We start from the raw sequence: 22,273 nt of genomic DNA, 5'->3' as shown, positions 1-22,273 counted from the left end.
CACACCATGTTTATTCTGAAAAACGTCACCGCTGTCCAGCTGGAGCCGACCCGGGTGCTGGAAGGGGTGGATATCGCCATCGAAGGCACCCTTATCAAAGCGGTGGGGCCCAATCTGCGGGTCCTCTACCCGGAGGCCAACTATCGGGAGATGGGCGGCAAGCTGGTGATGCCGGGCATCGTCTGTGCCCACAACCACTTCTACTCAGGCCTGTCGCGGGGGATCATGGCCAACATTGCCCCCTGCCCGGACTTTATCTCCACCCTGAAAAACCTCTGGTGGCGGCTCGATCGGGCGCTCGATGAGGAGTCCCTCTACTACAGCGGTCTCATCTGCTCGCTGGAGGCGATCAAGAGCGGTTGCAGCGCGGTGATCGACCACCACGCTTCGCCCAACTTCATCAAGGGCTCCCTGAATGTGCTGCGCAAAGGGTTTATGGAGGCGGGCCTGCGCGGCATGACCTGCTTCGAGACCACGGATCGCAACGGCGGCCTCGCCGAGCTGCAGGCTGGGGTGGAGGAGAACATCCTATTTGCGCAGGCCATTGATGCCGCCAAGGCCAAGGGGAACGAACCCTATCTGGTTGAAGCCCATATCGGCGCCCACGCCCCCTTCACCGTACCAGACGAAGGGCTAGCCATGTTGCGCGAAGCGGTGCAGGTTACCGGTCGCGGGCTGCATATCCATGTGGCGGAAGACCGCTACGACATGGCCCACGGCCACCACCACTATGGCAAGGAGCCCATCGCCCGGCTGGACGAGTTTGGCCTTATCGACAGCAAGTCACTTGTCGCCCACGGCATCTACCTGAGCCCGGCTGACATTGAGCTGCTCAACAGCCGCGATGCCTTTCTGGTGCACAACGCCCGCTCCAACATGAACAACCACGTGGGCTACAACATGCACCTGCCGGAGTATCGCAATCTGGCGCTCGGTACCGATGGCATCGGCTCCGACATGCTCGAAGAACTCAAGTTCGCCTACTTCAAGCACAAGGATGCCGGTGGCGCCCTGTGGCCCGACAGCTTTGCCCGCTTCCTCTGGAACGGCAACACCCTGCTGGAGCGCAACTTCGGTGCCAAATTTGGCCACCTGGAGCCGGGCTACAAGGCCGACCTCACCATTTGCGACTACGACGCACCGACCCCGCTGGCGCCGCGCAACCTCGGCGGCCATCTCGCCTTTGGTATGGGATCGAACAGCGTCAACAGCGTGATGGTGGAGGGGCGCATGGTCTATCAGGATCGCGAGTTCCCGTTCGATGTCGCGCCCATTTACGAGCAGGCCAGCAAGGTGGCGAGCCGCCTGTGGCAACGGATGGATCAGCTGGCCTAAGGCCACCTTCCACAGTTTTGGACCGGATTGCCCGCCCTGTTGATTTTCCCGGCGGCGGGCAGCAAGAGTAAGGACGACACATGATTGAGCAATTCTTCCGACCCGAGCAACTGGGTCAGGCTTTGGAACTCAAGGCCAGTTTCGGCAACGACGCCGTCTACATGGGAGGCGGCAGCAAGCTTAACGCCGCTCCGACTCGCACCGACAAGAAGGTCGCTATCTCGCTGGACAAGCTGGGACTGAACCAGATTGAGCAGCAGCACGGCCAGCTCCATATCGGCGCCACCGTCACCCTGCAGACCCTGAAAGAGGATCCCCGTACCCCGGCCGCCCTGTGCGATGCGCTGGGGTTTGTCTACTCCCGCCATCTGCGCAATCAGGCCACCATCGGCGGCGAACTTGCCTGCCAACAGCAGGACTCCCCCTTGCTGCCGGTGCTGCTGGTGCTCGAAGCGGTGGTGGTGCTGGAGAACAACCTGCTGCAACCCATCGACGCCTATCTGGCGGGTCAGCGCAATGCCCTGGTGCTGGGGGTTGTGCTGCCGGAGCCTGAACTGCGCTGCGCCACTCGCCGCATCAGCCGCAACGCCGATGGCTTGGCGGTGATGACCGCCGCCGTGGCCCTCGACAGCATTGGCGAAATGCGGGTGGCTGTCGCTGGCGTCACCCCGCAGCCGATGCGCCTGCGGGATCTGGAGCGCCGCGAACTGCACGATGCCGCGCTGGAGGCCGCCGTAAGCGAGCTGATTGCGCCCCGTGAAGATCTGGCGGGCAGCATAAGTTACAAGCGGTATATCACCGGCGTGGTAGTGGCGGATCTGCTGGTGGATTGCCAGCAGCAGGAGGTGCAAGCATGATGGAACTCAACTTTACCCTGAACGGTGCCCTGCGCACCGTCATCTGCAAGGCCGGTGACAATGCCCAGCGGGTGCTGTTCAACCAGTGCCGGATGCACTCGGTGCGCAACAGTGACGACGGCTTCGGCTTTGCCGGTTCTGACGCCATTCTCTTCAACGGCAAGGTGATCAACGCCTCTCTGCTGATCGCCGCCCAGCTGGATGGATCAGAGGTGCGCACCGCCGAGTCGCTCGGCAGCTGGAACCAGCTCAGCCTGGTACAGCAGGCGATGGTAGATGTGGGCGTGGTGCAGTCCGGCTACAACGATCCGGCTGCGGCACTCATCGTCACCGACCTGCTTGATCGCCACCCCGAGCCTACCCGTGATCAAATCGACGATGCCCTCTCGGGCCTCTTTCACCGGGACGGCGGTTATCAGCAGTTTTATCAGGCCATCGAGCTTGCCTGTTCACGGATGAAGGATCCCGATTACCTGTGCCAGATTGCTCCCGAGTTTCGTGACGACCTGCGCCATATCGGCAAGAGCTGTCCGAAAGTGGACGCCGCCAAGATGGTGCAGGCCAAGCCCTGTTATGTGGAGGATCGGGTTACTGAAGATGCGTTGATCATCAAGATGCTGCGCAGCCCCCATCCCCATGCGGTGATCACCAAACTCGATGTGAGCCGCGCCGAGGTGCTGCCGGGCGTCGTGCATGTCATTACCCACCTCAACTGCCCGGATGTGTTTTACACTCCGGGTGGTCAGAGTGCTCCCGAGCCGTCACCGCTTGATCGCCGTATGTTCAGCCGCAAGCTGCGCCACGTAGGTGACAGGGTCGCCGCCGTGGTGGCCGAGAGCGAAGCCATCGCATTGGCAGCCCTGAAACTCATCGAGGTCGAGTATCAGGTGCTGCCAGCGGTCATGAATATCGATGAGGCGATGGCCCCCAATGCACCCCTGGTACACGACGAGCCCATTGTCTACATGGCCGGTGCGCCTGCGGATCTCGAGCAGCAGAACGCCTGCTCGGTACGTCGCGGCGACGAGCACATGATCATCAACTTCCCCATCGGCTCCCGCCCGCACGAGAACCTGGCCGCAAGCGTCCATGGCCAGATCGGCGATGTGGCCAAGGGCTTTGCCGAGGCGGACGAGATAGTCGAACGTACTTACGAATCGACCCAGGCCCAGCAGTGCCCGACCGAGCCGCACATCTGCTTCACCTATATGGATGGGGAGCGTCTGGTCATTCACGCCTCTACTCAGGTGCCGTGGCACGTGCGCCGTCAGGTGGCGCGTATCGTCGGCCTCAAGCAACATCAGGTGCACGTGATCAAGGAGCGGGTAGGGGGCGGTTTTGGCTCCAAGCAGGACATCCTGCTGGAAGAGGTGTGCGCCTGGGCGACCAAGGTCACCGGCCGTCCGGTCACCTTCCGCTACACCCGTGAAGAGGAGTTCATCAGCAATACCTCGCGCCATGTGGCCAAGGTGAAGGTGAAAGTGGGGGCCAAGAAAGATGGCACCATCACCGCCATCGAGATGGATTTTCGCGCCAACACCGGCCCTTACGGCAACCACTCGTTGACGGTGCCGAGTAACGGCCCGGCGCTCTCCCTGCCGCTCTATCCGTGCGACAACGTGCGCTTTACCGTCAACACCTACTACAGCAACATCTGCCCGACCGGCGCCTATCAGGGCTACGGCGCGCCCAAGGGCAACTTCGCGCTGACCATGGCCATTGCCGAACTGGCCGAGAAACTGGGTATCGATCAGCTCGACATGGTGGAGCACAACCGGGTGCATGAAGGGGACATCCTCAAGGTGCTGGGGGCCATCGGCGAGGGCAAGATGCCGACTTCTGTGCCCCACGCGGCCAGTTGCGCCCTCGAGCCCATCCTCAAACAGGGTCGCGAACTGATTGCCTGGGATAGCCCCAAACCCGCCGATGGAGATTGGCGCATCGGTCGTGGCGTCGCCATCATCATGCAAAAATCGGGGATCCCGGATATCGATCAGGCCAACTGCATGGTCAAGCTGGAATCGGACGGCACCTTTATCGTCCACTCCGGTGGCGCCGATATCGGTACCGGCCTCGATACCGTGGTCGCCAAGCTGACCGCCGAGGTGCTCGGTTGCCCGCTCAGCGATGTGCATGTGATCTCTGGCGACACCGACCACGCCCTGTTCGACAAGGGGGCTTACGCTTCGTCAGGCACCTGCTTCTCCGGCAATGCGGCCAAGATGGCGGCCGAGAACCTCAAGGCGAAGATCCTGTTCCACGGCGCCGCCATGCTGGGCGAGCCGGTGGAGGATGTGGAGCTGGTTCATCCGGGTATAGTGCGCGGCAAGCAGGGGGAGGTGACCCTTGCCAAGCTGGCCCACAAGGCGGAGACCGGTACCGGCTTCGGTATCCTCGTGGGCACCGCCAGCTACATCACCTCTGAGCTTGCCTTCCCGTACGGGGCCAACTTCGCCGAGGTGGCGGTCAACGTCAGAACCGGCGAGATCCGGCTCGACAAGTTCTACGCCCTGCTCGACTGCGGCACCCCCATCAACCCGGAACTGGCGCTCGGTCAGATCTACGGGGCGACCATGCGGGCCATCGGCCACACCATGACCGAGGAGATCTGCTACGACAGCAAGGGCATCCCGCTGACCCGGGATCTGAAGAGCTATGGCGCGCCCAAGATTGGCGACATTCCCCGCGACTTCCGGGCCTTCCTGGTGCCGAGTGACGACAAGGTTGGCCCCTACGGCGCCAAGTCCATCTCGGAGATCGGGGTCAACGGCGCGGCGCCTGCCATCGCCACCGCCATCCACGACGCCTGTGGTGTCTGGTTGCGCAAGTGGCACTTCACGCCGGAGCAGATCCTGCGCGAACTGGGCAAGCTGGAGCAAAAAGTGTCGGCATAACAAAAGAAAAGGTGAGGGGCGGGCACCAGCTCGCCCCCAGCGCCTGACGGCGGAATGAGTACTCCGCCTACATTCTGTGTGATGGGACAAACACGATGTCTAAAACAACACGCAAGCACTCGGATCTCATTTACGAGCTGGAAGACAACCCCCCGTTTTATCAAACCCTGATGGGCGCAGTGACCCATCTGCTGGCGATTTTTGTCCCCATGGTGACCCCGGCGCTGATCGTCGGCGGCGCCCTGGGCCTCTCCACCGAGATCACCGCCTATCTGGTCTCCATGGCGATGATCGCTTCCGGTATCGGCACCTGGCTGCAGGTAAACCGTTATGGCCCCATCGGTTCGGGGCTGCTCTCCATCCAGTCGGTCAACTTCTCCTTCGTCACCGTGATGATCGCGCTCGGCGGCGCCATGAAAAAAGATGGCATCCATGAGGAGCTGATCGTCTCGACCCTGCTCGGGGTCTCCTTTGTCGGCGCCTTTCTGGTGATGGGCTCCTCCTTTGTGCTGCCCTACCTCAAGCGGGTGATCACCCCGACCGTGAGCGGTGTGGTGGTACTGATGATTGGCCTGAGCCTTATCAAGGTGGGGATCATCGATTTTGGCGGCGGCTTCTCCGCCATGAGCAGCGGCACCTTTGGCAAATACGAGCACATCGGGCTGGGGCTCTTGGTGCTCTGCGTTATCGTCGCCTTCAACTGCAGCCGAAGCCCGCTTCTGCGGATGAGCGGGATCGCCATCGGTCTGATGGTGGGCTATGCGGTGGCCCTGATGCTCGGTATGGTGGATTTCTCCGCCCTTGAAAACCTGCCGCTTATTACGGTGCCGATCCCGTTCAAGTACGGTTTCTCCTTCGATTTTCACGCCTTTATGTTGGCGGGCACCATCTATCTGTTGAGCGTGCTGGAGGCGGTGGGGGACATCACCGCCACCGCCATGGTCTCCCACCGGGATATTCAGGGTCCCGAGTTTCAAAAACGGCTATCCGGCGGCGTGCTGGCTGATGGGTTGGTGTCGGTGATCGCCTCTGCCCTCGGCTCTTTGCCACTCACCACCTTTGCCCAGAACAACGGCGTCATCCAGATGACCGGGGTGGCCTCACGCCATGTGGGCAAGTTTATCGCCGTCATCCTGGTGCTGCTGGGGCTCTTCCCCGTAGTAGGGCGCTTCTTTACCACCATACCGTCACCTGTGATGGGGGGCGCCATGGTCATCATGTTCTCCATGATCGCCATCGCCGGTGGTCGCATCATCATCAGCCACGGCTTCGATCGGCGGGAGACTCTGATTGTCGCCACCTCGCTTGGCCTTGGGCTCGGTGTTTCCTATGACCCGAACGTCTTCAAGGTGCTGCCAGCGGGTATTTACATGCTGGTGGAGAACCCCATCTGCGCTGGCGGCATCACCGCCATCATCATGAATCTGGTGCTGCCGCAAAGCCGCAAACGCAAGGCGGCCGTCAGGGATGCCGAGGCGGTGGAGGTGATCCAGCTGAGCGACAAGCCGGATGTGAGCTTTACCGCCCGCAGTGCGGGCCAGCCATCGGCCAGCAAGGGTGAGGGGTCACCAGAGCCAGTGCCCGGGCAGGCGGTGGCGCCACAAGTGGAACGGGTCTGACGGTTAAATCGGCAAAAAACGTCAACAGAACAAGAAAAACAGGGAAACGGTTATGAAAAACGACAACTCTGTCAAAGCGGTACGCGGCAGTTTCTTCGATATCACCCGGGTGGTGGATCAGCCCGAGGAGATTGAGTCCAACGCCCGCCTTATCGAGGATGGTCTGCTGATCATTCGCAACGGTTGCATCGACTGGTTCGGTGAGTGGGAGGAGGGGAAAGATCGCATTCCGGCCGAAGTGCGGGTGCGCGATTATCGCGGCAAGATGATAGTGCCCGGCTTTGTCGATACCCACATTCACTATCCCCAGAGCGAGATGGTAGGGGCCTATGGCGAGCAGCTGCTGGAGTGGCTCAACCGCCACACCTTCCCCGCCGAGCGGCGCTACAACGATCTCGAGTATGCCCGCGAGATGTCCACCTTCTTTATCAAGCAGTTGCTGCGAAACGGCACCACCACGGCGCTGGTGTTCGGCACCGTTCACCCCGAGTCGGTGGATGCCCTGTTCGAGGCGGCCAGTCGCATCAATATGCGAATGATCGCGGGCAAGGTAATGATGGATCGCAACGCGCCCGACTATCTGCTCGATACCGCCGAGAGCAGCTATGAACAGAGCAAGCAGCTTATCGAGCGTTGGCATGGTAACGGTCGACTTCTATATGCCATCACACCGCGATTTGCACCCACCTCGACACCCGAGCAACTGGCGATGGCGCGGCGACTGCGCGAAGAGTTTCCCACCACCTATCTGCACACCCATCTGTGCGAGAACAAGGATGAGATCGCCTGGGTCAAATCCCTCTTTCCGGCGCACAAGGGTTATCTCGATGTCTATCACCAGCATGGCCTGACCGGCCACAACTGCGTCTTTGCCCACTGCGTCCATCTGGAAGAGCAGGAGTGGGATTGCCTGAAGGAGACCGGCTCCACCATCGCCTTCTGCCCCACATCGAATCTTTATCTGGGCAGCGGCCTGTTCAAGCTGCACAAGGCGTGGCGCAAGCAGGTGAAGGTGGGGATGGGCACCGACATCGGCGCGGGCACCACCTTCAACATGCTGCAGACCCTCAACGAGGCTTACAAGGTGATGCAACTGCAGGGCGAACGGCTCTCGGCCTATCAGGCCTTCTATCTAGCCACCCTGGGCGGCGCCCATTCGCTGGGGCTGGACGAGAAGATCGGCAGCTTTGCGGTGGGCAAGGAGGCGGACTTCGTGGTGCTCGACCCGGTCGCCACCCCGCTGCAGCAGCTGCGTTATGACAACTCCACCACCCTGCGGGACAAGCTCTTTGTGTTGCTGACCCTGGGGGATGACAGATCCATCTACCGCACCTATGTGGATGGCCAACTGGTGCATGAACGGGGGTAGGGGCTGGAGTGGGCTGCCGCGGCGCAGCCCCAACGAATACGGCGGCTGGCGTGCTCCACAGGGGCGCCAGTCTTGCCGCACGACAGGGGATCTCCCCGCATAGAACGTGAAATGGCCCGGTTTTTTTGACCAGCAAGGCAAACGTTTGAGTCAAGGCTGCCTGCCCTGGTCTGTCTGTCGCATCCTCTGCCACCATCGCCTGTTTCTCATCAGACTGGCGCTCGGCAGACCCGCAGATCCTGTCGCCATTTCGTCATGGAACATTCAGGCGCGTGTGAAGGAGTTGGGTATGACCCAAGCAAACAGCAGGACAAACAGCGTGGAACAGCTGGCCAATGATGACGCCAGCCAGAGCGCAGCAAAGCAACAGCCGCTCACGGCTCTTGATCGCTACTTTATGATCAGCGAGCGGGGCAGCAACGTCAGACAGGAGGTGCTGGCGGGCCTCACCACCTTCCTTGCCATGGTCTACTCGGTGATCGTGGTGCCGAGCATGCTCGGCAAGGCGGGCTTTCCTCCCGGCGCCGTGTTTGTCGCCACCTGTCTGGTGGCGGGGTTCGGTTCACTCTTGATGGGGCTTTGGGCCAAGCTGCCGATGGCCATCGGCTGCGCTATTTCCCTCACGGCGTTTACCGCCTTCAGTCTGGTGCTGGGGCAGCAGATCCCCATTCCGGTGGCGCTGGGGGCCGTCTTCCTGATGGGGGTACTGTTTACCGCCATCTCGGTGACCGGGGTGCGTAGCTGGATCCTCGACAACCTGCCGATGGGGATTGCCCACGGCACCGGCATCGGTATCGGTCTCTTCCTGCTGCTTATTGCCGCCAACGGGGTGGGGCTGGTGATCAAGAACCCGCTGGAGGGGCTGCCGGTGGCGCTGGGGGCCTTTACCTCTATGCCGGTCATCATGTCCCTGATCGGCCTTGCGGTGATCTTCGGGCTGGAGAAGCTGAGAGTACCGGGGGGGATCCTGCTGGTGATCATCGCCATCTCCATCTTCGGCCTCATCTTCGATCCGGCGGTGAAGTATCAGGGGCTGTTCGCCCTGCCGAGCCTCTCGGACGATCAGGGCAAGTCCCTCATCTTCAGCCTGGATATCATGGGGGCGCTCTCGCCGCTGGTGTTGCCCAGCGTGCTGGCGCTGGTGATGACAGCGGTATTTGATGCCACCGGCACCATCCGCGCCGTGGCGGGGCAGGCCAACCTGCTGGATAAAGATGGTCATATCATCAACAGCGGCAAGGCGCTCAGTGCCGACTCGGTCAGCAGCATCTTCTCCAGTCTGGTGGGGGCGGCCCCCGCTGCCGTCTATATCGAATCGGCAGCAGGCACGGCGGCGGGGGGCAAAACCGGCCTCACCGCGACTGTGGTCGGCGGCCTGTTCCTGTTGATGCTGTTCCTCTCGCCGCTCTCCTATCTGGTGCCGGCCTATGCCACCGCACCGGCCCTGATGTATGTGGGACTCCTGATGCTGAGCAATGTCACCAAGCTCGATTTCGATGACTTTGTCGGGGCCATGTCCGGGCTAGTGTGTGCGGTCTTTATCGTGCTCACCTGCAATATCGTCACCGGCATCATGCTTGGCTTCAGCTCGCTGGTGATCGGCCGCATCTGCTCGAAGGAGTGGCACAAGCTCAACGTCGGCACCGTGGTCATCGCCCTGGCGCTGGTGCTCTTTTATGCTGGGGGGTGGGCTATTTAGGGATAACCCGCCCGTTTGGGGCCGCACTGGCGGCCCCGTTTTTATACCTGTTATTTTTAGCCCACCCATGCTGGCTATCACGTCTCGGCCGTCTCCGCAGTTGGGTGGTCTCATCGCGATACCATTTTGATAAATCCCCCTACCAGATTGATAGGCTCCCACCCTTGCTCTACTCGCTCTGCCGTTTTTTTCACCGCTGATGTGCCCCGTTTGCTCAGGGGCTGCCCTTGGCTTGTCGCTGCGGGCCAACAAAAGCAGGCTAGATGGGATCCCCTTCACACTTCTCCCCATTGTCCTGACGATGGCGGGAAACAGGCGCATATCTTGCTGTTTTTTATGCCGGTTCCAGATTTTTCCATTCGAAAAAGGACTTGCATATGTCCATAGGATTACCGCTCAAGCGGGTGGATGCCGAGGCCAAGGTGACCGGCAGCGCCCGCTATACCGATGACAACATCATGCTCGGGATGCGCCACGCCAAGTACGTGCGAAGCAATATCGCCCACGGCAAGGTGCTTGCCATTGATGCGACCGAGGCACTGGCCCTGCATGGGGTCGAAGCCGTGTTTACCCATGAAGATGTGCCCACCACCTGTTTTCGCACCGCCGGTCACGCCTGGTCTCTCGATGAGGCGAAACGGGACGTGAAAGACCGCCGTCTGCTCACCGACCATGTACGCCACTTCGGCGATGGCGTCGCCATCGTGGTGGCCCGGGATCCGCTGGTGGCCGAGAAGGCTGCCGCCCTGGTCAAGGTGACTTACGAGCCGCTGCCAGTGATGACGGATGCCGAAAGTGCGCTGGCCGACGGTGCCTATCCCATTCACCCGAGTGGCAATCTGCTGCGCCAAAGCCAGCTTCGCGCCAATGACCCGGAGCAGGCCATCGCGGCGGCCGATCTGCAGTTTCAGGGGCACTACCGGACGCCGGTGGTGCAGCACTGCCATCTGGAGACGGTGACCTGCTACGCCTATATGGATCAGCCGGACCACATCATAGTGGTCAGCAGTACCCAGATCCCCCAGATAGTGCGCAGCCGGGTGGCCAAGTCCCTCGGCCTGCCCTGGTCGAGCGTGCGGGTGATCAAGCCCTATATGGGTGGCGGTTTTGGCAACAAGCAGGATGTGCTGGAAGAGCCGATGGCGGCGTTTCTGAGCTACAAGCTTGGCGGTGTGCCGGTCAAGATGACCCTGAGCCGGGAGGAGTGCTTTTTTGCCTCCCGCACCCGCCACGGCTTTGCTATCGATGGCAAGATGGGCCTCAATCGCGATGGCACCCTCAAGGGCTATCAGCTCGACGTGCTCTCCAACACCGGCGGCTATGCCTCTCACGGCCACTCCATCGCCAGCGCCGGGGGCAACAAGGTCAGCTACCTCTATCCGCGCAGCGCCTTCGGTTATGACGCCAAAACCTTCTACAGCAACCTGCCCACCGCCGGTGCCATGCGCGGTTACGGCGCGCCGCAGGTGATTTTTGCCCTCGAATGCATGCTGGATGACGCCTGCGCCGAACTGGGGCTGGATCCGCTTGATGTGCGCATCGCAAACGTGGCGAGGGAAGGGGACGTCAATCAGGTCAACCAGAAGACCATCTACAGCGCCGGGTTGCCCGACTGCCTGATCCGTGGTCGCGAGATGTTCGAGTGGGATCGGCTCAAGGCCGAGTGTCTGGGGCAGGATCCGGCGAGCCGGCTGCGACGCGGCATCGGGGTTGCATGCTTTAGCTACGGCTCCAACACCTATCCGGTGGGGGTTGAAATTGCGGGCGCCCGCATGCTGCTCAATCAGGATGGCACTGTCAATTTGCAGATCGGTGCTACCGAGATAGGGCAGGGATCGGATACCGTCTTTGCCCAGATGGCGGCCCAGACATTGGGCATTCCGTTTGAGCAGATCCGGGTCATCTCGACTCAGGATACCGACATTACCGCCTACGATCCGGGCTCGTTCGCCTCGCGTCAGAGCTATGTGGCGGCCCCCGCCATTCATCAGGCGGCGCTGCAACTGCGGGCCCGCATCCTCTCGCTGGCAGCCCAGCTCTGCCATCAGGATGTGGGATCGCTCACCCTGATCGACGGCTACGTGGTGCTGGCCGGTGCGCCGGACAAGGTGCTGATCAGCGTCGCCGAGGTGTCGGTCAACGCCTACTACCACCTCACGATCGGCGGCCAGATCACGTCGGAAGTCTCCCACAAGACCACCACCAACCCGCCCAGTTTTGGCTGCACCTTTGTCGATCTCAGCGTCGATATCGATCTCTGCAAGGTGACCATCAATCGCATCATCAACCTGCACGATGCCGGCAAGATCCTCAATCCACAGCTGGCGGAGGGGCAGGTGCATGGCGGCATGGGGATGGGGATCGGCTGGTCGCTGTTCGAGGAGATGATCATCGACGCCAAAACCGGCGTGGTGCGCAACCCCAACCTGCTCGATTACAAGTTCCCCACCATGCTGGATTTGCCCGAGCTGGAATGCGACTTCGTGCAGACCTACGAGCCCCAGTCGGTCTATGGCCACAAATCCCTGGGGGAACCGCCCATCATCTCGCCGGGCCCGGCGATCCGTAACGCCATTCGCATGGCGACCGGGGTGGCCATCAACGAGCTGCCCATTACCCCCAAGACCCTGTTTCGGGAGTTTGTCACGGCGGGTCTAATTGGCGAGGGAGCAGGGGAGGAGCAACACCATGTTTGATATTGCCCGTTACTACAAGGCCCGCAGTGTGGCCGAGGCGGTCACCCTGCGTCAGGCTGACCCCGAGGCGCGTTTGCTGGCCGGTGGCACCGATGTGATGATCCAGCTGCATCACCTCAACGCCGCCTATCGTCATATCGTCGATATTCACGACTTGCCCGAACTCAAAGGGGTGAGCGAGCTGGCTGACGGTTCTATCCGCATCGGCTCCGGCACCACCTTTACCGAGCTCATCGAGAACGAACTGGTGCAGCGCCGCCTGCCGATGCTGGCCGAGGCGGCCGCTACTATCGCCGGCCCGCAGATCCGCAACGTCGCCACCTATGGCGGCAACATCTGCAACGGCGCCACCAGTGCCGACTCGGCGGCGCCTACCGTCGCGCTGGAGGCCGAGCTTGAGATTGCTGGTCCTAACGGCACACGCCGCATCCCCATCGCCGGTTTTCATACCGGCCCAGGCAAGGTTGCGCTGCAACCGGCGGAAATTCTGGTGGCGTTTCACTTTGCCCCGGACTCGCACCCCCATGTGGGCTCCCACTACTTCAAATACGCCATGCGCGATGCCATGGATATCGCGACCATCGGCTGCGCCGCCTACTGCCAGATTGAGGATGGTCACTTCAAGAGTCTGCGGCTGGCCTATGGGGTGGCGGCACCGACACCGGTACGCACGCCTCACGCGGAAGCTGCGGCCGAAGGGCAACCGCTGACTCGCGCCACACTGGCAGCCATTGCCGAGGCGGTGGTAGCCGATGTGGCGCCGCGCTCCTCCTGGCGGGCGGAGAAGGAGTTTCGCCTGCACCTTATCAAAACCCTGGCGCAGCGGGTGGTCGCCTGCGCAGTCGAACGTGCCGGAGGCAAGATCCTATGATGCAACCGCAAAGCTGTCCCGCAGTGGAGATCCAGTGCGAGATCAACGGCAAGCCTTACTCCTATGCAGTGCCGCCCACCATGTCGCTGCTCCACTTCCTGCGCGGGCAGGGGCTGATCAGTGTGAAAGAGGGGTGCTGTGTCGGTGAGTGCGGCGCCTGTACCGTGCGGGTGAATGGCACCGCTATCGACAGCTGCCTCTATCTGGCGGTGTGGGCCGATGGCAAATCCATTCGTACCGTGGAGGGGGAACGCAAAGGTAACGAGCTCTCCGACGTGCAGCAGGCCTTTATCGACGAGGGGGCGGTGCAGTGCGGTTTTTGCACCCCGGGCCTCGTGATGGCGAGCGCGGCTCTGCTCGACAAGACCGAGCGCCGTCCACTGACCGATGCGGAGATCCGCCGCGGCCTTTCTGGCAACCTCTGCCGCTGTACCGGCTATCAGAACGTGGTGCGGGCGGTGAAGAAGTGCTGCAAGGGGTGATAGTTCTAGTGCCGTGAGTGGTGCGTGCCGTTGTTTGAAAAAGGAAACAAGCCGTCCAAAAACACAGGCCCGCCTCGAAAGAGGCGGGCCTGCTGCTGAGCGGGGTCAGGAGAAATCACACTTTTGGCTGGTCGATCACCAATTTGCCATCTTTGACCGGAATGGTTGCACCGGGGGCTTGCTTCATGCGGATCACCCCCTCCTGACCTGCGAGGCGATAGGTCACGTCATAACCAATTGTGTTGACGCTAGTATCCTGCACGGTTTTGCAGCGCTGCTCGGTGGTGGTGTAGGTATCGCCAGCCTGCATATTGCCCTGCACCTGATTACCGGCATAACCACCCGCGACAGCCCCGGCAGCGGTGGCCACCTTCTTGCCACTGCCGCCACCAAACTGGTGGCCGACCACGCCCCCCAGCGCCGCGCCCACCACGGTGCCGAGGATCTTGTGCTCATCCTGTACCGGCTTGCGGTGGGTCACGGTGACGTTGCGACACTCCTGGCGGGGAGTCTTGATGGTCTCGGTGATCGGCTTGCTGGCAATCACCTCGGCAAAGGTGGGTTGTGGTGTAAAGAGCGAGCCACTGGCCGCCGCCGAGAGCGCCAGGGCCGAGGCGATGCCAATACCGATACCTGCCATCATGGATCTGTTCATCTTGTTGTTCTCCTGCATACCCATACGGGCTGTTCCAATCTGGCGCCATCTTGTCATAACCGGTTGGCCGAACAAGGCGAGGGGGATGGGTCTGCGACAGGCGCTGGCAAGGTCAAAAAACAGTCACCCCGAAAAAGTGTCTGGCTTTGGCGACAACGGACTAAAAGTGACCGGTTTCCGGCGCATGGTGGACTGTGCCAGTGTAATAAGGAGCAATTCGAGTCGCAATTTGCAAGGCGTGCGGTGAGCAGAATGCCAGAGTGGCAAAGTGCTGACGGGGGCAGGTCAAGGGAGGCCTTGAGCAAGGGCTCTGTTCGTTGAGATGGCCACGCAAGTGGTTGATAAATGGCTCCAGCCCCATCGGATGTTGGCCGATAAGAGATCACGGCAAGCATTTTGCTTTGATTGGGTGAAGCAGAGGGTGAACGGGTCGGCAGACAACTGCGTAAGACCTGATATGAAGAGGTTCACCCGAGATCACCGGATCAACGAGGGGGAGATATGTCAATGTTACCCAGCTGGATCACCCCGGCCATCCAGGCCAACATCATCACGGCGCAGCAGGCTGAACGTCTGCTCTCATCCCTCTACCGGCCCCTGGCCGAGCAGGGAGAGGAGCTTCCCGCCGATATCGCCGACATCAGCCTTAAACTCTACTGCTTCCGCCAGCAGGGGCGGGTGCGCCACTAAGGCTGACAAAAGAACACCCCGCGCCAGGCTCGGGGTGTTGTCACTCATGTATCACAGGCCCATCAGGCCAACATCACTTGCGCCACCAGCATCAGGGCGCCAAATCCCAGCACAAAGCCCACCATGGGCAGCACGAACTTGACCCACTTGTTGAACTGGATGCCGAGCATCTGCAGGGTGACCAGCACCAGTCCGGTGGGGGCCAGGAACAGCATGGCGTATTGGCCCCAGTTGTAGGCCGACAGCACGATATAGCGGGGGATCATCACGGTATCTGCCAGCGGCGCCATGATGGGCATGGAGAGCACTGCGAGCCCGGAGGAGGAGGGCACCACCAGCCCCAGCAGGGTGAACACCAGCATCTGCGCCACCGCGAACACGGCGCCGTGCATGCCGGAGACCAGATCGGAGGCGTAGGCCAGAATGGTGTCCGAGATCATCCCCTGATCCAGCACCAGATTGACCCCCCGTGCCAGCCCGATTATGAGGGAGACCGCCACCAGCTCCGACGCCCCCTGAGTGAAGGCCTCGACTGCCTCTTTCTCTTTGAGACCCGAGATAAAAATGATGATGATGGCGATGGTCAGGAAGGTGGCTGCCATCTGCGGAAACCACCAACCGGCCATGGAGACGCCCCACACCATCAGCGGGAAGGCGAGGATAAACAGGGTCAGAATGATCTTGCGGCGCAGGGTGAAGGGCACCCCTTCGTCCATAGAGCCCTCTTTGAGAAAACGGGCGCGAAAACTCTCTCTGTCCTCATAGGTGTAGGAGAAGGCCGGGTTGGCCTTGATCTTCTTGCAGTACCAGTAGAGATAGCCGATCACCACCAGGGTGCCCACCAGACAGCCAATGGCGCGAAAGATCAGCCCCTCGGTAAAGGGAATGCCGGCGGCATTGGAGGCGATCACCACCGAGAAGGGATTGATGGTGGAGAAGGTGGTTCCCATGGAGGCGGCGAGGAAGATGGCCCCTACGCAGACGATGGAGTCATAGCCGAGCGCCAGAAAGATGGGCACCAGTATGGGGTAGAAGGCGACCGCCTCTTCCTCCAGTCCGCAGGTGGTGCCTCCCAGCGCCATTACGAAGCAGACCAGCGCCACAAACAGGAACTCGTTGCCCCGGGTCTTGCGCGACAACGCCACCAGCCCTGCACTGAAGGCACCTGTCTTGTTGATGACGCCGATCAGCCCCCCGAGCACCAGAATAAAGACGATGATATCCGCCCCCTCTATGGTGCCCTTGACCATGCTGACCGCCACGTCACCGAACCCCTTGGGCGCTTGCTCCAATCGGGCATAGGTGCCGGGAATGGCAATGGGCTTGCGGATGGTGCCGTTGGTAAATTGCTCCACCGCAATATTGATGTTAAGTTTTGCCAGGGCATCCTGGGTTGCGGGAAGTCGGCTTATTTCCCCCTGTGGGCTATTGACCATCAGACTTTCACTGGCTGGATTATAAGAGAGCTTGGCATAGGCGCCCGCCGGAATTATCCAGGTCAGTGCAATGGCCAGTAACATAATAAGAAACAGAATGGTAAATGCAGTAGGGAATTGTCTGCGTGGTGTGGTATTCGGCACGGCACACATAAAATGCTCCTTGATAAAGCAGGTTTGGGCTCGGCGGAATATCGGGTCGATAGGGTTTCTGCGTCATACATCCAAGGTACGCAAACTCACTGTGGATTGCGTAGTGATTGGCGAGAAATCTGGCCTGATATTGAACATCCGGTAGATTGTTTCACGTTGTAACCGTAACCCGTGTGTGGCTGAATGAACATGGTGCCATGCTCGCTTTATGGGATGGCTCACAAAATTTATTTTCCATGGATTTAACAGCTGATATGAAATAAAAGTTATTATGCAATAACTATTTCGGCTTTCGTTTTATGCGGTTTACCTTAAATAAAGGTCATGAAAATAGTGCGTGCCGAGATGAATGAAATGACATATAAAGCAGTTTTGACGGAATAATATTCCATTATCGTCATTTTTCGTTATTCGCCAAAAACAGCCTGTGAAAAAAATGGCACGCTTTCCCGTAATGAAATATTTTTTTGCAACGAAAACAGGGGGCCTCTGTTGGCAGCAGGCTGCCCCTGTCTAAGACGTTTTGCTAATACCTGCCGCCGCAGGCTCACTGTTAGGCTGTCATCCCCATAAGAGACCAGTGACGGGCAGGATGCCTATGTCGCTTGCTGATCTCTGAATCATCCCGAAACTGCCCGTTTTGTGCCACCTGTGAGGAAGGAATCCGATGACAGTGCAGAACATCTATGAGCGTGACCTTGCCAAAACCGCCGCCAATTTCGAGGCCCTGACCCCCATCAGCTTTTTGGGGCGGGCGGAGCGGGTCTATCCCGACTATCCGGCGCTGATCCACGGCCCGCTGCGCCAGAGCTGGGGCGAGACCGCCCGCCGTTGCCGCCAGCTGGCCTCGGCCCTGCGGCTTAGCGGTATCGGGGAGGGGGATACCGTCTCCATCGTTGCACCCAATATCCCGGCGATGTTTGAAGCGCACTTCGGGGTGCCCATGAGCGGCGCCGTGCTCAACACCATCAATACCCGGCTCGATGCCGAGTCGATGGCTTTTATCTTCCAGCATGCCCAGAGCAAGGTGGTGCTGGTAGACAGGGAGTTTGGCGCCGTGGTGCGCAAGGCGCTGGGTCTGCTGGAGAGCCAACCGCTGGTCATCGCCATCGATGATCCCCTCTACCGGGAGGGGGCGCTTATCAGTGACCTCGACTATGAACAGTTCCTTGCGCAAGGGAGTGGTGATGAGCCCGGCTGGTTGCCGCAAGATGAGTGGCAGGCTATCTCCCTTAACTACACCTCCGGCACTACCGGCAATCCCAAGGGGGTGGTCTATCACCATCGCGGCGCCCACCTCAACGCCATCAATAACGTACTCTCCTGGGAGCTGCCCAAACATCCCGTCTACCTCTGGACATTGCCGATGTTTCACTGCAACGGCTGGTGTTTCCCCTGGACGCTGGCGGCCACCGCCGGGGTGAGTATCTGCCTGCGTCATGTGCAGGCAGACGCTATTTATGAGGCGCTGCACGAGCACAAGGTGAGTCACTTTTGCGCAGCGCCCATCGTGCTCAATATGCTCAACAATGCCGAACCAGCGCTCAAGCAGGGGCTGGATCTCCCCATCAAAGTGATGACCGCTGGCGCTGCGCCTCCCGCCACCGTGATCGCCGGCATGGAGGCGATGGGGATCGCCGTGACCCACGTCTATGGCCTCACCGAAACCTATGGTCCCTGCGTGCTGTGCGAGCCGCAAAGACGCTGGCAGGGGCAGGATGCCACCACGCTGTCGCGTTTGAAGGCGCGCCAGGGGGTAGCCTCACCCCTGCAGGGGGAAATGCGGGTCATCAATCCGGTCAGTGGCGAGCCGGTGGCCAAAGATGGCAAAACCATGGGGGAGATAGTGCTGCGGGGCAATGTGGTGATGAAAGGCTATCTCAAGAACCCGGCGGCCAGCGCCGAGGCGATGGCGGACGGCTGGTTTCGCAGTGGGGATCTGGCGGTGTGGCACCCGGATGGTTATGTGGAGATCAAGGACAGATCCAAGGACATCATCATCTCCGGCGGGGAGAATATCTCCAGTCTGGAGGTGGAAGATGTGCTCTATCGCCATCCCGATGTGGACGAAGCGGCGGTGATCGCCATGCCCGATGAGAAGTGGGGGGAGGTGCCCTGCGCCTTCGTCAAACTGAAAGAGGGGCGAGAGACCACCCAGGCGGAGCTGATCGCCTTTTGCCGGGAGCAGATGGCCCACTTCAAGGCGCCTAAGCGGATCATCTTTACCCCGCTGCCGAAGACCTCCACCGGCAAGGTGCAAAAGTTTGTGCTGCGCAAACAGCTGGGTTAGGTGCTAATCGAGCGTGAGTGAAAGCAGCGTGCAATAGGATGACTAAGCTGTCGGGATAAATGCAGCAAGGGAAGTGGGAGTGCCTGACTGGCCAGCCAGCTATCGTGCCTTGCACGCGACGCAGTTGCGGCCGCTCTGTTTGGCCTGATAGAGCATCTGATCGGCGCGCGCGTAGAGGCTCTCCATCTGCTCCCCCTTGCTATTTTCCACCAGCCCGGCGCTGATGGTGATAACCAGCTCATCCCCATCGGCAAGGGGTAACGGGCTTTGCATCACCTGCTTGCGCAGCCGTTCGGCCAGTGATGCGGCGGCCGAGAGGGTGGTGTTGGGCAGCAAGATGGCAAACTCGTCACCGCCGATGCGGGCCAGCACATCTTCGCTGCGCAGCACCGATTGCATCACCCTGCCCAGATGGATCAGCGCCTGATCGCCCAGCGGGTGACCGTAGCGATCGTTGATGCATTTGAACTGATCCACATCCAGCACTATCAGCACCGAGGTGAGCTGGTGGCGCATGTTCATACTCAGGTTCTTTTCGCACACCTCGAAGAAGAAACGGCGGTTATAAAGTCCGGAGAGGCTGTCACGAACCGATTGATATTGCAGTTGTTCCTTGAGCTGGTGCAGCTCGGTGATATCGGAGGAGATACCGATCAGGGTGGGGGTACCATCAGCCAGCTTGAAGGGGACTTTGACAGACCAGTAGTAATGTTGCTTGCCTTCGGTATCGGTCAGTGACTCTTCACCGGCTTGCAGCTCACCCGTTTCGAACACCCGGTTGTCCAGCTGCCACAGCTGGTTGGCTCCGTGTGGGGAGAACAGCTCATTATCGCTGCGGTTGATGATCTGTTCGGCGGGTAAACCGAGCAGGGCACACACCTTCTGATTGACGTAGAGAAAGCGGTGCTGGCTGTCCTTCATATAGATATGGGCATCCACGTTGGCCAGGATGATCTCCAGCAACTGATGCTGCTCGGCCATACGGGCCTCAATCAGCTTGTGTTCCGTGATATCGGTGGAGATGCCGCACAGACCGATCAGCGTGCCATCCCGGTCGTACATCGGCTTTTTCACGCTCCAGTAGACCCGTTTCTCTCCCGTGGGTTTGAGGTAGTTGATCTCCTCCCGGGCGATGGCGACCTGCTGCTCCAGCACCTGACGATCATTTCGTCTCAGATCTTCCGAGAAGTCGAGGTCAAAAAAGGCGCGATCATCCTTACCTTGCAGTTCGGCCAGGGTACAACCAAAGAGATCCAGCACAGCCTGATTGGCATAGATATAACGGCCATCCAGATCCTTGGTAAAGAGGTAAGCCCCCATCTCGTTAAAGATGGATCTGAGGTGATCCAGCTCGTGCTGCAATCGGGTGGAGAAGGGTTCATCCTTCATGAAGTTGGCCATCCTTGGGTCGCTGTGATTGGTTGGCTGAACACGAGGCCAACGTGCATCAACTGCTTTAAATTAAGCACTCTTCACGGCATATTTCTCATTTATTTCCGCAGGTTCTGCGTTATGTCACATGGTTGTAACCTCTGAGCAAATCAAAGGAAATCAGTTGAGTCCATGGTTGTTGAGATAGCTTGCCACCATGTATCGACCCTCTATCATCGGCTCTCGGCAGAGAAGTTGAACAACAGCTAAATAAACCTCCCCAAGTGGCAAAAAGGGTAACGAACAGGTCTTTAGTCAAACTATTTCCTCGGTGTCCCTGATATCATCTCCAGCAACGCAATATGGAGAGATACGAGATGGCAGTGGCACCGTTTAATTGGAATGACACAGTTCAGTGGGACGGGCCGGGGGCCATTGCGGGTAGCGAAGAGAGTTTGAGCGCAGATCGGCTGGATCGCGCCCGCTATGCCGAATTTCTGACCAAATACCTCGCCGCCGAAGGCAAGCAGCGCAACTATGTGCTTAACCTCAATGCCGAGTGGGGGGCGGGTAAAACCTGGTTTATCAAACGCTGGTATATGGAGCTGAAAGCGCACTATCCCACCGTCTATATCGATGCCTGGCAGCAGGACTTTTCCGATGATCCCTTGTTGACTGTCATTTCGTCGATTATTGAGCAATTGAGAGACGCTACAGGAAAGACGGTTGCCATACCTGATGGCATCAAGTCCAAGTTATTGGGGTTGCTCAAGGTTGGCGGGAAATTGGTACTCAAGTCTTCCATTAAAAAAGCTGGGCTTGAAGATAGTGACTTCTCTGTGGAAGGCGAAGACGCAGATAAGCTGGTTGATACGCTCTGTAGCAATCACAAAGAGCGTTATGAATCTATCCAGTATCTTAAACAAGAGATACGGCAATGGGTTGAGGGAGCTGTTGGTTTAAATGAAGGAGAACTGGACTATCCCGCCTTTATTTTGATTGATGAGCTGGATCGTTGCTGCCCCTCTTATGCAGTAGAGATGCTTGAGACCATCAAGCATATTTTCGATATTCCTATGGTGGTATTTGTGCTGGCAACAGATACCGAGCAGTTGCAGCATGCTATCAAGGTAATTTATGGGGAAGGGTTTGATGCTCAGACTTATCTAGGCCGATTTTTCAAACGACGTTTTTATTTGAATAAATGCCCTAGCCATTTTCTCATAGAAGATTTTGTTGCAGCTCGATTTGAGCTTTTATGTAGTAAAACATTTCATTGTTTTTCAGATTCTAGTGACTTTTCTAAAACACTTGCAAAAATTGTGGATGCATACCATCTCACCGCAAGAGAGACTGAGTCATTCTTGGATACGTTGTTTGCTATATTGCATTCAGTGTCGGAGCGTTCCATAGATATTATCTATTTGTCTGCCTTACTGATTATGCATGCAAAAGTTCCTGCGGCATATATAGTTCTTCGTAGCGGCGGGAAACTTTTAGATGCTGAAATTGATAAGGTTAATGTAAATAAAGACAATGTTTTCTCATTTAAAAACAAAGCAAAATTATCAATGGTGATTAATTATTGGTCTGATGTTAAGTCAGGTCGTAATGAAAAGGTAATTTTGAAAAATGATGATTTTTATGCCTATATAGTACATGTTCATAAAATCCTCAGCGGTTACTACTTAAACAATAATAATAAGCCGGATGATATAAATGGACTCACAATTATTCGTTCGGACGGAAGATATGATGATAATGGTGGGTATTATATGGCTTGCTTGCAAAATAAAGGGTTGTCAAATAATGACTATATAGAGCTGGTCGAATTATCTACCTTGTTATTATGATGG

The 22,273-nt window shown here is 58.8% G+C and carries 15 protein-coding genes; 12 read left to right on the top strand and 3 right to left on the bottom strand.

All coding sequences use genetic code 11. The features are described 5' to 3' along the window. Nucleotides 1-6 precede the first annotated feature (6 nt). The 9 genes from ssnA to xdhC all read left to right on the top strand — a co-directional run bounded on the left by ssnA (nt 7) and on the right by xdhC (nt 13,822). Nucleotides 7-1,335: a putative aminohydrolase SsnA gene (ssnA, locus tag G5137_RS07405; RefSeq protein ID WP_421255163.1), complete on the top strand. Its 1,329-nt coding sequence runs from the start codon at nt 7-9 to the stop codon at nt 1,333-1,335. Nucleotides 1,336-1,415: 80 nt separating this feature from the next. Then, nucleotides 1,416-2,192 (top strand): molybdopterin-dependent oxidoreductase FAD-binding subunit, encoded by a 777-nt coding sequence (gene ygfM, locus G5137_RS07400; protein WP_421231025.1) that lies wholly within the window; start codon nt 1,416-1,418, stop codon nt 2,190-2,192. Further along, nucleotides 2,189-5,086, top strand: a complete 2,898-nt coding sequence (locus tag G5137_RS07395; protein ID WP_421255162.1) for a molybdopterin-dependent oxidoreductase Mo/Fe-S-binding subunit — start codon at nt 2,189-2,191, stop codon at nt 5,084-5,086. Before ygfM ends, G5137_RS07395 begins: the two co-directional genes overlap by 4 nt. 95 nt (nt 5,087-5,181) lie before the next feature. Next, nucleotides 5,182-6,705 carry a nucleobase:cation symporter-2 family protein gene (locus G5137_RS07390; protein WP_421255161.1) on the top strand — a complete coding sequence of 508 codons (1,524 nt, stop codon included), beginning with the start codon at nt 5,182-5,184 and terminating at the stop codon, nt 6,703-6,705. Nucleotides 6,706-6,757: 52 nt separating this feature from the next. Next, nucleotides 6,758-8,074, top strand: a complete 1,317-nt coding sequence (gene guaD / locus G5137_RS07385) for a guanine deaminase (protein ID WP_139429891.1) — start codon at nt 6,758-6,760, stop codon at nt 8,072-8,074. 397 nt (nt 8,075-8,471) lie between these two features. Next, nucleotides 8,472-9,773, top strand: coding sequence for an NCS2 family permease (locus G5137_RS07380; protein WP_180343373.1), 1,302 nt, complete (start codon nt 8,472-8,474; stop codon nt 9,771-9,773). 377 nt (nt 9,774-10,150) lie between these two features. Then, nucleotides 10,151-12,469 carry a xanthine dehydrogenase molybdenum-binding subunit XdhA gene (gene xdhA / locus G5137_RS07375; RefSeq protein ID WP_421255160.1) on the top strand — a complete coding sequence of 773 codons (2,319 nt, stop codon included), beginning with the start codon at nt 10,151-10,153 and terminating at the stop codon, nt 12,467-12,469. Then, nucleotides 12,462-13,340 (top strand): xanthine dehydrogenase FAD-binding subunit XdhB, encoded by an 879-nt coding sequence (gene xdhB / locus G5137_RS07370; RefSeq protein ID WP_421255159.1) that lies wholly within the window; start codon nt 12,462-12,464, stop codon nt 13,338-13,340. Before xdhA ends, xdhB begins: the two co-directional genes overlap by 8 nt. Continuing rightward, complete coding sequence (xdhC, locus tag G5137_RS07365; RefSeq protein ID WP_058056839.1) at nt 13,337-13,822, top strand: xanthine dehydrogenase iron sulfur-binding subunit XdhC; 486 nt, start codon at nt 13,337-13,339, stop codon at nt 13,820-13,822. Before xdhB ends, xdhC begins: the two co-directional genes overlap by 4 nt. Before the next feature lie 115 nt (nt 13,823-13,937). Here xdhC and G5137_RS07360 read toward each other — a convergent pair whose 3' ends face one another. Next, nucleotides 13,938-14,477, bottom strand: a complete 540-nt coding sequence (locus G5137_RS07360; protein WP_026035120.1) for a glycine zipper 2TM domain-containing protein — start codon at nt 14,475-14,477, stop codon at nt 13,938-13,940. Nucleotides 14,478-14,978: 501 nt separating this feature from the next. Between G5137_RS07360 and G5137_RS07355 the strand changes: the two genes are divergently transcribed. After that, complete coding sequence (locus G5137_RS07355; RefSeq protein ID WP_040069812.1) at nt 14,979-15,167, top strand: hypothetical protein; 189 nt, start codon at nt 14,979-14,981, stop codon at nt 15,165-15,167. A gap of 62 nt (nt 15,168-15,229) precedes the next feature. Here the strand turns inward: G5137_RS07355 and G5137_RS07350 are convergent, their stop codons facing one another. Then, entirely contained in the window at nt 15,230-16,756 is a 1,527-nt protein-coding gene (locus G5137_RS07350) for a YfcC family protein (protein WP_421255158.1), read from the bottom strand. A gap of 667 nt (nt 16,757-17,423) precedes the next feature. Between G5137_RS07350 and G5137_RS07345 the strand changes: the two genes are divergently transcribed. Further along, entirely contained in the window at nt 17,424-19,046 is a 1,623-nt protein-coding gene (locus G5137_RS07345; RefSeq protein WP_421255157.1) for an acyl-CoA synthetase, read from the top strand. 99 nt (nt 19,047-19,145) lie between these two features. On the opposite strand, the gene G5137_RS07340 is transcribed toward G5137_RS07345, so the two are convergent. Further along, nucleotides 19,146-20,435 (bottom strand): GGDEF domain-containing protein, encoded by a 1,290-nt coding sequence (locus G5137_RS07340; protein ID WP_337072267.1) that lies wholly within the window; start codon nt 20,433-20,435, stop codon nt 19,146-19,148. A 359-nt stretch (nt 20,436-20,794) separates the two neighbouring features. Between G5137_RS07340 and G5137_RS07335 the strand changes: the two genes are divergently transcribed. Further along, on the top strand, nt 20,795-22,270 hold the full coding sequence (locus tag G5137_RS07335; RefSeq protein ID WP_421255156.1) for a KAP family P-loop NTPase fold protein: 1,476 nt from the start codon (nt 20,795-20,797) through the stop codon (nt 22,268-22,270). Nucleotides 22,271-22,273: the final 3 nt, after the last annotated feature.

The organism is Aeromonas sp. 600282 (assembly GCF_049175755.1).
Lineage (GTDB): Bacteria > Pseudomonadota > Gammaproteobacteria > Enterobacterales > Aeromonadaceae > Aeromonas > Aeromonas veronii_A.
Note: the sequence above shows the minus strand (reverse complement) of the source record. Positions and strands in the feature narration are given on the sequence as shown.

Excerpts from the sequence above, each read along its gene's own strand:
- G5137_RS07340 (WP_337072267.1), bottom strand. The coding sequence starts at position 20,435 with ATGAAGGATGAACCCTTCTCCACCCGATTGCAGCACGAGCTGGATCAC.
- G5137_RS07390 (WP_421255161.1), top strand. The coding sequence starts at position 5,182 with ATGTCTAAAACAACACGCAAGCACTCGGATCTCATTTACGAGCTGGAA.
- xdhA (WP_421255160.1), top strand. The coding sequence starts at position 10,151 with ATGTCCATAGGATTACCGCTCAAGCGGGTGGATGCCGAGGCCAAGGTG.
- G5137_RS07360 (WP_026035120.1), bottom strand. The coding sequence starts at position 14,477 with ATGAACAGATCCATGATGGCAGGTATCGGTATTGGCATCGCCTCGGCC.
- G5137_RS07345 (WP_421255157.1), top strand. The coding sequence starts at position 17,424 with ATGACAGTGCAGAACATCTATGAGCGTGACCTTGCCAAAACCGCCGCC.
- G5137_RS07380 (WP_180343373.1), top strand. The coding sequence starts at position 8,472 with ATGATCAGCGAGCGGGGCAGCAACGTCAGACAGGAGGTGCTGGCGGGC.
- xdhC (WP_058056839.1), top strand. The coding sequence starts at position 13,337 with ATGATGCAACCGCAAAGCTGTCCCGCAGTGGAGATCCAGTGCGAGATC.
- ssnA (WP_421255163.1), top strand. The coding sequence starts at position 7 with ATGTTTATTCTGAAAAACGTCACCGCTGTCCAGCTGGAGCCGACCCGG.
- guaD (WP_139429891.1), top strand. The coding sequence starts at position 6,758 with ATGAAAAACGACAACTCTGTCAAAGCGGTACGCGGCAGTTTCTTCGAT.
- xdhB (WP_421255159.1), top strand. The coding sequence starts at position 12,462 with ATGTTTGATATTGCCCGTTACTACAAGGCCCGCAGTGTGGCCGAGGCG.
- G5137_RS07335 (WP_421255156.1), top strand. The coding sequence starts at position 20,795 with ATGGCAGTGGCACCGTTTAATTGGAATGACACAGTTCAGTGGGACGGG.
- G5137_RS07350 (WP_421255158.1), bottom strand. The coding sequence starts at position 16,756 with ATGTGTGCCGTGCCGAATACCACACCACGCAGACAATTCCCTACTGCA.
- ygfM (WP_421231025.1), top strand. The coding sequence starts at position 1,416 with ATGATTGAGCAATTCTTCCGACCCGAGCAACTGGGTCAGGCTTTGGAA.
- G5137_RS07355 (WP_040069812.1), top strand. The coding sequence starts at position 14,979 with ATGTCAATGTTACCCAGCTGGATCACCCCGGCCATCCAGGCCAACATC.
- G5137_RS07395 (WP_421255162.1), top strand. The coding sequence starts at position 2,189 with ATGATGGAACTCAACTTTACCCTGAACGGTGCCCTGCGCACCGTCATC.